9 protein-coding genes and 1 pseudogene are annotated in these 12,597 nt (G+C 69.9%); 2 read left to right on the plus strand and 8 right to left on the minus strand.

Annotated features, from left to right (window positions below; genetic code table 11):
* Positions 1-45: 45 nt before the first annotated feature.
* Both MOX01_RS19365 and MOX01_RS03180 read right to left on the minus strand, forming a co-directional pair.
* A pseudogene (locus MOX01_RS19365) lies at positions 46-966 on the minus strand (SLAC1 family transporter); the annotation flags it as partial.
* Positions 967-1,043: 77 nt separating this feature from the next.
* Positions 1,044-1,952, minus strand: coding sequence for a LysR substrate-binding domain-containing protein (locus tag MOX01_RS03180; protein WP_058631741.1), 909 nt, complete (start codon positions 1,950-1,952; stop codon positions 1,044-1,046).
* Between the two features lie 147 nt (positions 1,953-2,099).
* Between MOX01_RS03180 and MOX01_RS03185 the strand changes: the two genes are divergently transcribed.
* On the plus strand, positions 2,100-5,570 hold the full coding sequence (locus tag MOX01_RS03185; RefSeq protein WP_141368330.1) for a proline dehydrogenase family protein: 3,471 nt from the start codon (positions 2,100-2,102) through the stop codon (positions 5,568-5,570).
* 107 nt (positions 5,571-5,677) lie between these two features.
* Here MOX01_RS03185 and MOX01_RS03190 read toward each other — a convergent pair whose 3' ends face one another.
* From MOX01_RS03190 to MOX01_RS03215, 6 genes are all read right to left on the minus strand, one after another.
* Positions 5,678-6,766, minus strand: a complete 1,089-nt coding sequence (locus MOX01_RS03190) for an ABC transporter permease (protein ID WP_141368332.1) — start codon at positions 6,764-6,766, stop codon at positions 5,678-5,680.
* Positions 6,763-7,647, minus strand: a complete 885-nt coding sequence (locus tag MOX01_RS03195; RefSeq protein ID WP_058631738.1) for an ABC transporter ATP-binding protein — start codon at positions 7,645-7,647, stop codon at positions 6,763-6,765. Before MOX01_RS03195 ends, MOX01_RS03190 begins: the two co-directional genes overlap by 4 nt.
* Positions 7,648-7,743: 96 nt before the next feature.
* Positions 7,744-8,916 (minus strand): benzoate/H(+) symporter BenE family transporter, encoded by a 1,173-nt coding sequence (locus MOX01_RS03200; RefSeq protein ID WP_141368334.1) that lies wholly within the window; start codon positions 8,914-8,916, stop codon positions 7,744-7,746.
* A gap of 38 nt (positions 8,917-8,954) precedes the next feature.
* A complete protein-coding gene (locus MOX01_RS03205; protein WP_141368336.1) occupies positions 8,955-9,785 on the minus strand; it encodes an SDR family oxidoreductase in 831 nt (276 codons plus the stop codon).
* 272 nt (positions 9,786-10,057) lie between these two features.
* Positions 10,058-10,747, minus strand: coding sequence for a response regulator (locus MOX01_RS03210; RefSeq protein ID WP_141368338.1), 690 nt, complete (start codon positions 10,745-10,747; stop codon positions 10,058-10,060).
* Complete coding sequence (locus tag MOX01_RS03215) at positions 10,744-12,009, minus strand: sensor histidine kinase (RefSeq protein ID WP_141368340.1); 1,266 nt, start codon at positions 12,007-12,009, stop codon at positions 10,744-10,746. Before MOX01_RS03215 ends, MOX01_RS03210 begins: the two co-directional genes overlap by 4 nt.
* A gap of 149 nt (positions 12,010-12,158) precedes the next feature.
* On the opposite strand from MOX01_RS03215, the gene MOX01_RS03220 reads away from it, so the two are divergent.
* Complete coding sequence (locus MOX01_RS03220) at positions 12,159-12,596, plus strand: VOC family protein (protein ID WP_171011015.1); 438 nt, start codon at positions 12,159-12,161, stop codon at positions 12,594-12,596.
* Position 12,597: the final 1 nt, after the last annotated feature.

Below are 12,597 nucleotides of genomic sequence, written 5' to 3' on the forward strand. Positions count from 1 at the left end.
GATGCCCTCGATGGCCGAATCCCGCAGCGACCGGATGCCGATCGCGGTGACGAACAGCGTGACGGCGATCGCGAGCGCCACGGCCACGGGGCCGGCGGACGACACCTCGGCGACGTCGAGCCAGGCGATCGTGTAGGTCGCGACGGCCGCGACCGGGAAGGTGAACGACCAGAAGCCGAGTGTGAAGGGGAGCCGACGGTAACGCGGGATGGTGGCGACCTGCGCGGCGACGAGGAGCGTCATGAGACCGGCGAACGCGAACGAGAGCGGCGATGCGATGCCGTCGGTCAGGGCGAAGAGCGCGAGTCCGCCGACGGCCGGCGGGGCCATCAGCACCGCCAGGCTGGGGGTGAGCGCATCCGGCAGCGGGGGGCCGGCGACCAGGCGCACGAGCACGAGCGTCGTCATCACGACCCAGAAGAGGCATCCGACGCCGAACGCCGCCAATCCGAGCCCCGGCAGCCCGAGTGCCTCCGCGGCGGTCGCGGTGATGAATCCGCCGGCGACCGGCGGCAGGATGTACCCGCCGTGGATCGCGGCGAGCTCGATCCGGCCGGCCATCCAGGTGCTCACCAGCCAGCCCGCCCACACCGCGGTGCTGGTCATCGAGGCGATCACGATCGTTGAGCCCGCGACGGGGAGCGAGGGAAGCAGCCGGATGCCGATGAGCATCCCTACCAGAGGGAGGATCGCGGCGAACGGTGCCTGCACGGGGTCGCGGAGCTGCGCGCGCAGAGGTGTGCCGCTGCGCACGCCTCTCACGGTGTGCGCGGCGAGCAGTCCGATCGTCGCCATCGCCGACAGGCCCCAGAAGGCAGGGGCGACGGAAGCGGGCACCGGGGCGACGGCGGTGGCCGCCGACCAGGTCGACGCGACGCCGGCGAGGCCCAGCGCGATCGCCAGAGTGCTCAGCGGGATCCGTGCGGGAGGATTCCGGCCGGAGCGGGTGCGAGTGGAAGAGGACATGTCGAGGTAACCTCTGACATTTTACTCCGGGGTTCACGAAGGCGGCGCGGATGCCGAAGGCGGCGCAGACCCCGAGGCTAGGCGGCGAGGTCGTGCGAGGCCGCGTCGGCGAGTGCGCTGCGCACGGCGCGGATCGAGGGAGCGTCCGCAGACACACGCCTCGCGGAGGAGAAGATCTCGCGCCGAGGCTCCTGCGGCAGCGGTGCCAGGTCGACCGTCGGGGTGTCACCCGCCCACACGAGCTCCGGCAGCAGTCCCACTGCGAGTCCGGCATGGATCAGCCGCACGTGGGCGGTGAGGTCGGCGATCTCGAAGCGCACATCGGGCTCGAACCCGGCGGTGCGGCACAGCTGCTCCGCCCAGGCGCGCGACGCGGTGCCGGCAGGTTCCAGCACCCAGGGTTCGTCGCGGGTCGACCACAGCGCGGCGACGGCGTCGGCGTGCGCGGGGGTCCCTGGCCGCCGCGCGAGGGCGATCGCGTCGTGTGCGAGCGCCACCCGGTCGAGGTCGGCGTGGATCGGGCGTGTGCGGCCCGGGTACTGCTCGGCGAGGATGAGGTCGAAGTCGCGGCTGGACACTCCGACGAGTCCGGTCTCCGGGTCGGACTCCGTGACCTCCACTCGCAGGGCGGGATGACGTTCCTTGAGGGCTTCGAGCCCGCGGGGCAGGAGCGAGTGTGCCGTGGACTGGAAGACCGCGATGCGCACGGTGCCCGTGACCTCGGTCAGGGACTCGGCGACGGCGACCTGGGCGTGCTCGAGCTGGTCGAGGATGCCGATGGCCTCGGCGACGAGCACGTTCCCCTGCGGCGTGAACTGCACCCCGCGCCCGACCCGGCGCAGCAGCGGCACGCCCACGTCGCGCTCCAGCGCACTGAGCTGCTGCGACACCGATGCCTTGCTGTAGGACAGGGCGTCGGCGACGGCCGACAGTGTCCCGCGACGCGACAGCTCCACCAGCATCCGCAGTCTGTTCACGTCGAGCACGGCGGGTCCTTCGTTCGGCGCCTATCGTTCAGTGGAACTGAACAGAATCCACGCAAATCGGTTGATAGACGGAGCCTACCGAGCGGCAGGACAATGATCCAGCCGCACACGAAATCCCGGTGTGCGCTCTCTTGGAAGGTCCCACCGATGCCTGTCGCCGCCGACACCACCACCCCCCGCACCGAAGACGTCGCCGCCCTGGTGCAGCGCTGGCTCGCCGAGAGCGAGACCCACCCCGTCGAGCCGGCCGCCCAGCGCCTCTCCGAGGTGCTCAAGGACCCGAACGGACTCGCGTTCACGGTCGGCTTCGTCGACGGCGTCATGCGCCCGGAAGACCTGCGCGTCGCCGGCCGCAAGCTCGCCGAGCTGAGCGACATCACCCCGTCGCTGCTGCCCGGATACCTGCGCGCCGCGATCAAGACCGGCGGCTTCTGGGCGCCGAAGCTCCCCGGCGTTGTCGTGCCGATCTCGCGCCGCGTGCTGCGCGCCATGGTCGGGCACCTCGTACTCGACGCCACTCCGTCCAAGCTCGGCCCCGCCATCGCGAAGCTGCGCAAGAGTGGCAACCGCCTGAACCTCAACCTGCTCGGCGAGGCCGTGCTCGGAGAGCGGGAAGCCGGACACCGGCTGCAGGGCACCCGTGACTTCCTGGCCCGCGACGACGTCGACTACGTGTCGATCAAGGTCTCCAGCGTCGTGAGCCAGCTGTCGATGTGGTCGTTCGACGAGGCCGTGGCGGACGTCGTGGAGAAGCTCACCCCGCTCTACGAGCTCGCCGCGCGTGCCGAGGCCAAGGGCAAGGCCAAGTTCATCAACCTCGATATGGAGGAGTACCGCGACCTCGACCTGACGATCGCGGCCTTCACGAGCATCCTCGACCAGCCGGGCTTGGAGAACCTCGAAGCCGGCATCGTGCTGCAGGCGTACCTCCCCGACGCGCTCGGCGCGATGCAGCACCTGCAGGAGTGGGCAGCCGCCCGTCGTGCGAAGGGCGGAGCGCCGATCAAGGTGCGCGTGGTCAAGGGCGCGAACCTGGCGATGGAAGAGGTCGACGCCGCGATCCATGGCTGGCCGCTCGCGACCTACGGCACCAAGCAGGACTCCGACACCAACTACAAGCGGGTGCTCGACTGGGCGATGACGCCCGAGCGCCTGGACGCCGTGCGCATCGGCATCGCCGGCCACAACCTGTTCGACATCGCCTACACCTGGCTGCTCGCACAGGCCCGCGGGGTGGCAGACCCGACCGGCGCCGATCCCCTCGTCGAGTACGAGATGCTGCTGGGCATGGCGACAGGTCAGGCCGAAGCCGTCCGCAAGGACGTCGGCCGTCTGCTGCTCTACACGCCGGTCGTGAACCCGGCGGAGTTCGACGTGGCGATCGCGTACCTGGTGCGCCGCCTCGAGGAGAACGCCAGCCCGGAGAACTTCATGTCGGCGGTGTTCGAACTGGCCTCCAACCCCACGCTCCTCACCCGGGAGCGGGAGCGCTTCGAGCGTTCGCTTGCCGCGCTCGCGAACGACGATCCGCAGTACGTCCCCGCCGCCCATCGGGTGCAGGATCGGACAGCTGAGGCTCCCGTGGGAACGACCACGGGCTTCGCGAACCAGGCCGACACTGACCCCGCCATCGCGGCGAACCGTGCCTGGGGTCGCGAGATCCTGAGCCGTTCGGTCGGCTCGACGCTGGGTCTGGACAGCATCGCGCTGGCCAAGGTCGAGACGGACGCCGAACTCGACGGCATCTTCACCGCAGCGACCGCCGCCGCCGAGAAGTGGGCAGCGCTGCCGGCCGCCGACCGTGCCGCCGTGCTGCACCGCGCCGGCGACGAGCTCGCCGCGCGCCGTGGTCAGCTCATCGAGATCATGGCCCACGAGGCGGGCAAGACCATTGCCGAAGCCGACCCCGAGATCAGCGAGGCCATCGACTTCGCGCACTACTACGCCGAGCGCGCGAAGGACCTGGAGACCGTCTCCGGTGCCGAGTTCGTGCCGTCGAAGGTCACCGTGGTCACTCCTCCCTGGAACTTCCCGGTGGCGATCCCCGCCGGCGGTGTGCTCGCGGGCCTGGCCTCGGGCTCTGCCGTGATCATCAAGCCGGCCAAGCTCACCCAGCGCTGTGGCGCCGTGATGGTCGAGGCACTGTGGGCCGCCGGTGTGCCTCGGGACCTGCTCGCGCTCGTCGACCTCGCGTCGCGCGACCTGGGCACGCGCCTCGTCGCCGGCCCCGCGGTGGATCGCGTGATCCTCACCGGGGCGTATGAGACGGCGCAGCTGTTCCGCTCGTTCCGCTCCGACCTGCCGCTGCTCGCCGAGACCAGCGGGAAGAACGCGATCATCGTCACCCCCTCAGCCGACCTCGATCTCGCGGCCGCCGACGTGGCCCGCAGCGCGTTCGGCCACGCAGGGCAGAAGTGCTCCGCCGCGTCGCTCGCGATCCTCGTCGGATCCGTCGCCGACTCGAAGCGGTTCGAGCGTCAGCTGGTGGATGCGGTGACCTCGATGCGCGTCGGCCTGCCCGACGACCCGGCCACGCAGATGGGTCCGATCATCGAGCCCGCGAACGGCAAGCTGCTCGCCGCGCTCACGAAGCTCGAGAAGGGCGAGCGCTGGCTGGTCGAGCCGCGCAAGCTCGACGACGAGGGCAAGCAGTGGACGCCCGGCGTGAAGACCGGTGTGCGCGAGGGGTCGTACTTCCACCTCACCGAGTTCTTCGGCCCGGTGCTCGGCATCATGCACGCCAAGGATCTGGACGAGGCGCTGCGCCTGCAGAACGCGGTCGACTACGGTCTCACGGCCGGCATCCACTCGCTCGACTCCGACGAGGTCGCCACCTGGCTCGACCGTGTCGAGGCCGGCAACCTCTACGTGAACCGCGGCATCACCGGGGCGATCGTGCAGCGTCAGCCGTTCGGCGGCTGGAAGCGCTCGGCGGTCGGCGCCGGAGCCAAGGCCGGTGGCCCGAACTACCTCTTCGGTCTCGGCGAGTGGGCTCCTGCGGAGCTTCCGGCCGCGGCGCCGGGTGCGGCCGTCGTCCCCGTCGTGCGGGCACTGCTGGAGGCGGCGTCCTCCGAGGTGGACGCGACCGAGGCCGAGTGGCTGCAGCGTGCTGCCGCGTCCGACGAGCATGCCTGGATCGATGAGTTCGGCGCCGTGAGCGACAAGTCCGGCCTCGGGGTCGAGCGCAACCTGTTCCGCTACCGTCCCGTCGCCGTCGACGTGCGCATCGCCGACGACGCTCCTCTGGTGGATGGCCTCCGTGTGCTCGCAGCCGCCCTGCGCAGCGGCAGCCCGTTCACAGTGTCGGCGCCGGCACTGCCCTCTCGCGTCGAGAAGGCCCTGCGCGCGCACGGCGTGACCGTCAAGCACGAGTCGGACGCGGCGTGGACCAAGCGCTACGCCAAGGCCGCGAACTCGTGGCACCGCGTGCGTCTGGTCGGCGGCGACGCCGCGGCGCTGCACGACGCGCTCGGCGGAAGCCCGGATGTGGCGGTCTGGTCGCACGCCGTGACCGGGGCGGGACGGGTCGAGATGCTTCCGTTCCTGCACGAGCAGGCCGTATCGATCACGAACCACCGCTTCGGCAACCCCACCACCCTGGCCGACGGCGTGATCTGACCTGACCCTTCGCCGAGACCCATCGGCCACAACGAAACCCACCGTCGCTGACGTCTGCGACGGTGGGTTTCGGCGTGCGGGATGGGTCTCGGCGTCAGGGGAGGGGGCTAACCCCGCAGCGCCTCGCGGAGCTTGACGCGGGAGCCCATGCGCAGGAGCGAGTTCTCGTAGATCTTCGCGCCGATGACGATCGCCGCCACGCAGCTCGCCAGCAGGATCACGAGGCTCAGCAGCGGCTCCCACCACTGCGCCTCTCCCACGAACAGGCGCATCGGCATGCCGACCGGGGCGGAGAACGGCACGTACGACATGATCGTCAGCACCAGCGGGTTGTCGTTGAAGACGATGACCAGGATGTACGGCGCCATGATGAGCATCGTGATCGGTGTCGTGGTGGACCCGATGTCCTCCTGGCGAGAAACCATCGACGCCGCGGCCGCGAACATCGCCGCCAGCAGGATGAAGCCGAACAGGAAGAAGATCGCGAACCAGATGATGGGCGCCCCCAGCGTCGTGAGCACCTCCCGTTGACCGGTGACGATCAGACCGATGGTGGCGACCGCCGCCAGGGCGAGGATCTGCCCCATCGCGAGCACGGTGTTGCCGATCACCTTGCCGGCGAGGAGCGTGCGGGCCGGGATCGCCGAGAGCAGCACCTCGACCACGCGGGTCTGCTTCTCCTCCACGACGCTCTGTGCGATCGTGCCGCCGAACGTCGCCGCAGCCATCATGAAGACGAGCCCGAACGCGATCGCGATGAAGTAGCGCAGCAGCGGGTTGGTGGTCGCCGGCTCGAGGCTGACGATCTCGGGAGCGATCGACAGGGCCGAGACGATCTCGCCCGGGGGATCCTGCATCGCGATGATCGTGTATCCCGACGGTCCGTCGCCTTCGATCACCGCGGCATCGACCTTGTCATCGCGCACGAGCTGTTCGGCTGCGGCCCGGTCGGCGACCGTGGTGACCTCGACGTTCGGGATGGCCGAGACGGCGGAGGCGGTCTCCGCGGTCACGGCGACCGGCGTGGTCTCGGTGTTCTTGCTCGCGAACCCGCCGAACAGGATGCCGGCGAGGGCGAGGACCAGCAGGATGCCGGTGGAGATCAGGAAGGCCTTGCTGCGCAGCTTCGATCCGATCTCGCGCTCGGCGACGAGCCAGATGCCGTTCGAGCTGCGAACGGGGGAGGGGGTGCTCACTGGATGACCTCCTTGAAGATCTGGGCGAGGGACGGATGCTTGGGGGCGAAGCTGGCGACATCGCCACGCTGTACGGCGGACTGCAGCACGCGCTGGGCCGTCTCAGGGCCGTCCGCGTCGAACAGGGCGTAGCCGCCCTCGAAGTCGACCACCGTGACACCGGGCTCGGTGCGCAGCCACCCGGCGTCTCCGGCCGAGACCAGCTCGTACCGGTCGCGCGCGTGCTCGGCGCGGAGTGCGTCGCGTGAGCCCGCCGCGCGGATCGTGCCACCGGCGAGGATGACCAGGTCGTCGCACAGCCGTTCCACCACGTCGAGCTGGTGGGAGGAGAACAGGATCGACGCCCCCTTGGCCGCGCTGGACTGCAGGACACCCGCGACCACGTCGACGGCGAGGGGATCCAGGCCGGAGAACGGCTCGTCGAGGATGAGCACCTCGGGGTCGTGCACGAGCGAGGCGGCGATCTGCGCGCGCTGCTGGTTGCCGAGCGACAGAGATTCGATGGTGTCGTTCAGCCGCTCACCGAGCCCGAGTTCCGTGAGCAGCGAGGTCGCCCGCTCCATCGCCTCCTGCTTGCCGAAGCCGTGCAGGCGTGCGAGGTAGACGATCTGCTCGAGCACCTTCATCTTCGGGTAGAGGCCGCGCTCCTCGGGCATGTAGCCGAAGCGGCGCCGGTCGGCGGTCGTCAACGGAGCACCGTCCAGATCGACGCGTCCGCCGTCCGACGACAGCAGCCCCAGCACGATCCGCATGGTGGTGGTCTTGCCGGCGCCGTTGCCGCCGACGAAGCCCGTGAGCCGCCCGGGGGCGACCGTGAAGGACACGTCATCGAGCACGCGCCGAGAGCCGTAGCTCTTGGTGATGCCGGAGAGTTCGAGCATTCCTGTGGTCATACCCTCACGCTACGGAGCACACGTGTCTCGGACATCCCCCGCATGGCGGACTCCGCAGGATCACCCGAGCGGGGGAGGAGGAGGTCAGTTGCGCGCGGTGTGCAGCACCGTGCGCACGAGGAGGCCGGCGACGAGGGCCCAGAACGCGGCGCTGACCCCGAGCACGGCGATCCCTGACGCGGCCACGAGGAACGTCACCACGGCGGGGATGCGCTCACCCGGGTCGTCGATGGCCTGCTGCACGGACGATCCGAACGCGGCGAACAGCGCGAGGCCCGCGACCGCCGGGATGACGGCGGCAGGTGCCAGCAGCACGAGCGCGGCGAAGGCCGCCGAGAACACGGCGAGCACGAGGTAGGACACTCCGGTCGAGACCCCGGCGACCCACCGCCGTTTCGGGTCGGGGTCGGCGTCCGGCGAGGCGGCGAGCGCGGCGCTGATCGCGGCGAGGTTGATGGCGTGCCCGCCCGCCGTCGCACCGAGCGCCGTGCCGACCCCGGTGACGAGCATGGCCGGGCGCCACGGCACCTCGTATCCGAAGCTGCGCATGATCGCGACGCCAGGGACGTTCTGAGACGCCATCGTCACGATGAACAACGGCAGCGCGAGGCCCACGAGGGCGCCCACCGTGAACGTGGGAGCGGTGAATTCGAGGCGCGGCAGCAGCAGACGCGGATCGAACGAAGCGCCATCGCCGATCAGGGACACCGCGACCACCACGGCCGCAGCGGCGAACGCGAGCGGCACGGCCCAGCGCGGGGCGAGCCGCGCGAACACCAGCCAGGTGAGGACGACGGGCACCACACCCCAGGGATTCGCCACCAGACCGGTGATCGGGGCGAGGCACAGGGGCAGCAGCACTCCGGCCAGCATCGCCTGCGCGATGGACGGAGGGATGCGAGCGATCAGGGCGCCGAGTGCGGGCCACAGCGCCGTGAGCAGGATGAGCGCGGCGGTGACCAGGAACGCACCGACCGCGGCAGGCCAGCCGCCTTCGACCGTGCCCGTGGCCACGAGGAGGGCGGCCCCCGGCGTGGACCAGGCGACGGTGATCGGCATCCGATACCGCCATGCGAGCACGACGCATGCGAGACCCATCATGAGGCTGACCGCGAGCAGCCCGCTGGCCGCCTGCGCCGCGTCCGCCCCGACGGCGTCGAGTCCGGTCAGCACCACCGCGAACGAACTCGTGAACCCGACGAGTGCCGTCACCACTCCCGCCAGGATCGGGCGGGACAGGGGTGCGGCGTCGGGCATGGCTTCGAGGCTACCGCGGGTGGTGCACCGTCGCCCGGTCAGTCGCCGAAGAACAGCCGCGTCGACTCCGCGACGAAACCCGTCTGTCCCAGGTGTTCTCGCAGTCGGTGGTACTCGTGGGCGTCGACCCCGGCGACGTACGTGATCTGATCGGTGCCATCCGTGACCGCGCCGTAGGCGATCTCGGCGATCTCTTCGGCAGAGGAGCGCGTGGCGTCGCGAGCCGGGTCGCGGAATCGCCGAGTCGCGGCGACGAGCGCATCAGCGTACACGGCGTGGCTCGACTGATCGAGGCTCCGACCACCGAAGTCGGTGCGGATCCCTCCGGGGGCGAGTGTCTTGACGCGGATGCCGAACGGCTTGAGCTCGTAGGACAGGCTCTCGCTCCAGCCCTCCACGCCGAACTTCGCCGCGTGATAGAGCGAGTTGAACGGCATCGTGACGAGACCGCCGATCGAGGTCGTGGTGAGGATCACTCCCGAGCCCTGCCCTCGGAATGCCGGAATGAACTCCTTGGTGACGCGCATCGGGCCGAGCAGGTTCGTCGTGAGGTTCTTCACGATCTGTTCGTCGCTGCTCGCCTCGAACGGTCCGGCGAGGCCGTATCCCGCGTTGTTGAAGAGCACATCGACCGGATGTTCGGCGAGGGTCTCCGCGACCACGCGCACGATAGCTTCGGCATCGTCGACGTCGAGCCGTTTGAGGATCACCCCGGGCAGGGCGCCGAGTTCCTGCTCCTTCTCGGGGTCTCTCATCGTCGCGATCACCCGCCAACCCCGTCCTGAGAACAGCGTGACGGCCGCGCGGCCGAGTCCGGTCGACGTGCCGGTGATGAAGATGGTGCCGGGTCTCGGCTCCGAAGCGCTCATGCGAGTCGCCGCACGCGGGGCGTCAGCACCCGGGACCAGTCCTGACCGCCGACGCGGAAGAGGGCCTGGTGTGACGACGCCGGGGCCTTCCCGTGCGGATGCTCGACAGTGGATCTCATCTCCGGCAGTGCTGGCGCGTTCATTCTCATCCCTCGGGCGTCGGTGGTCTCCTACGTCGGAAGAGATGGGGAATCCGCGCGTTCATTACGGAGAACGGGCGGATTGCTTCGACGGCGGTGTCGTGGGGGACCGAGACGGTGCGACGGCCGTGGCTAGGCGAGCCCCATGCGATGGGCGAGCACGACCGCCTGCACGCGATCGCGGGCGCCCAGCTTCTGCAGGATGCGTGAGACGTGCGTCTTGACGGTGGCTTCTCCGATGAAGAGCGCCTGCGCGATCTCGGCGTTGCTCCGAGCGTCGGCGAGCAGCGTCAGCACCTCGGCCTCGCGCTCGGTGAGAGGCTCGACGAGCACGACCGGGATGGCGCCGCCCGAGGGAGGAACGGAGCTGGGGGCGGACACCGGCGGGGGCGTCGCGGCGAAGCGTGCCAGCACACGGCGCGTCACCTCGGGGGCGAGCATCCCGTCGCCGGCGGCGAGCGCCCGGACGGCCGCGATCAGATCTTCGGGACCGGCGTTCTTGAGCAGGAAGCCGCCGGCTCCGGCCTCCAGTGCCCGGTACAGGTAGTCGTCGCGGTCGAAGGTCGTGACGATTGCGATGGCCGCGTGGACCGCGGGGTCGGCGACGATGCGTCCGGTCGCTTCGATCCCGTCCATGTCGGGCATCTGCACGTCCATCATGATGACGTCGGGACGGAGGGCGGATGCCTGCGCCACCGCCTCCGCACCGGTCGACGCCTCGCCGACCACCGCGATGTCGGGCTGCGTGTCGAGAATCGTGCGGAAGCCGGCGCGCAGCAGGGCGTGGTCGTCGACGAGCAGCACGCGGATCGGATCGTTCATCGGCTCGCACCCGTCCCGGTCGCCGCGGCGAAGGGTACGCGGGCGCGCACGCGCAGGCCCCCGAACGGCCGGGGGGTCACCTCGAGCGTGCCACCAGAGGCCGTGGCGCGCTCGCGCATGCCCAGTTGGCCGAGTCCTGGCCGCAGCTGCGCCACCGGTCGTCCCGTGTTCACGATCTCGACCTCGACGCCGTCGTCGTCGTAGCGCACGCGGACGTCGGCGGTCGCGTCGGGTCCGGCGTGACGGCGGGCGTTCGTCAGCGATTCCTGCGCGATGCGGTACAGATTCACGGCGACGACCGAGGGAACGGGCGCGGGCTCGCCGATCACCGTGTACGCGGTCGGCAGTCCCGCCTCGGTCGAGGCCTCGGCGAGTTCTGCGATGTCGTCGAGAGCCAGGGTCGAGGCGCCGTCGGTCGGCTCTCCTCCCGGGGTCCGCAGAGTCTCCAGCAGTTGGCGCAGCTCGTGGATGGCGTCGCGCGCCGACCCCTCGATGCCCGTGAGGATGCGAGAGGCCTCCTCCGGATCCCGCTCCAGCACCAGGCGCGCGGCCCCGGCCTGCACGCCCATGACGGACACGTGATGGGCGACGACATCGTGCAGCTCTCTGGCGATGCGCACCCGGTCGAGCGCGACGGCCTGGGCCGCGGTGACCTCGCGTTCGCGCTCGAGCTCGGCCGTCCGCTGCTCGAGCACGGCCAGCTGTGCCGCCGCTGCCCACGAGCGCTCGCCGAAGTAGTAGGCGCCGCCGAAGTAGAGCACGTTCAGCAGCAGTTGGATGAGCATGAAGGCCACGTAGGGCGACATGGCTCCGGCGATCACATCCGCCTTGTCCGCCTCGCGGATCGCGTCGCGGTACATGGTGATCAGCAGCCACACGAACATGCTGACGATGATCCCGACGCGCACGATGAGCGCACGCCGGCGGTTGTTCATCCAGGCGCCGACCGTGTAGATCGCGATGAACATGGCGATGTTGCCGACGTAGATCTCGGGGATGCGGATCGTCACCGCGGTGAAGTAGGCGGCCACCACGATGACGGCGACGGTGCCTGGCCAGCGCCGGCGCACGGCCAGGGGAGCGGTGACGACCACCGCGTACACGAGGGCGGTCCACAGCGGCGCCTGTTCGTCGCCGTACATCTCCGCGATCGAGGAGAGCGCTGCGCTCAGCACGGCACCGACGAACAGCACGGTGGCGAGCACGAGATCGCTGCGCCGTTCGCGCTCGGTCGGCGTGCGGATGAACGGGGCGGCGGACATCCCTCCACCGTAGGGCGGGCCGTGGCGGCGCCGCATCCCCCGTGTGGGGGATCGTTCCGAACTTGCTATTGACAAGCACGATTGTTTTTAACAAGCTTTCCCTCAACGAGCTCACCGACCGATGAGCTCACACCTCCGGAGGAGCCATCATGACCAAGGTGTTCGTCAACCTGCCCACCACCGACCTCGAGCGCGCGAAGGCCTTCTACACCGCGCTCGGCTGCGAGATCAGCCCCCAGTTCACCGACGAGAATGCGGCGTGCGTCGTGTGGAGCGAGGACATCTACTTCATGATCCTCAAGCGCGAGTTCTTCTCGACCTTCACCGACAAGCCCATCGCCGACCCGAACGAGGTCGTCCAGGTCTCGGTGGCGTTCAGCCAGGACTCCCGCGAGGAGGTCGATGCGATCCTCGCGAAGGGTCTGGCGGCCGGTGGCGCCGAGCCGAAGCCCGTACAGGACTACGGCTTCATGTACTCGCGTGACCTCGACGACCCCGACGGCAACTCGCTCGGCTTCCTCTACATGACGCCCGAAGCCATCGAGAACGGCCCGGATCACGTGGCCGACACCGCCACGTCGGCCTGAC

The organism is Microbacterium oxydans, from assembly GCF_006540085.1.
Classification (GTDB): domain Bacteria; phylum Actinomycetota; class Actinomycetes; order Actinomycetales; family Microbacteriaceae; genus Microbacterium; species Microbacterium oxydans.

What these genes read in the sequence shown, in the direction of transcription:
- MOX01_RS03185 (WP_141368330.1), top strand. Translation starts at nt 2,100, where the DNA reads ATGCCTGTCGCCGCCGACACCACCACCCCCCGCACCGAAGACGTCGCC.
- MOX01_RS03195 (WP_058631738.1), bottom strand. Translation starts at nt 7,647, where the DNA reads ATGCTCGAACTCTCCGGCATCACCAAGAGCTACGGCTCTCGGCGCGTG.
- MOX01_RS03200 (WP_141368334.1), bottom strand. Translation starts at nt 8,916, where the DNA reads ATGCCCGACGCCGCACCCCTGTCCCGCCCGATCCTGGCGGGAGTGGTG.
- MOX01_RS03205 (WP_141368336.1), bottom strand. Translation starts at nt 9,785, where the DNA reads ATGAGCGCTTCGGAGCCGAGACCCGGCACCATCTTCATCACCGGCACG.
- MOX01_RS03210 (WP_141368338.1), bottom strand. Translation starts at nt 10,747, where the DNA reads ATGAACGATCCGATCCGCGTGCTGCTCGTCGACGACCACGCCCTGCTG.
- MOX01_RS03215 (WP_141368340.1), bottom strand. Translation starts at nt 12,009, where the DNA reads ATGTCCGCCGCCCCGTTCATCCGCACGCCGACCGAGCGCGAACGGCGC.
- MOX01_RS03220 (WP_171011015.1), top strand. Translation starts at nt 12,159, where the DNA reads ATGACCAAGGTGTTCGTCAACCTGCCCACCACCGACCTCGAGCGCGCG.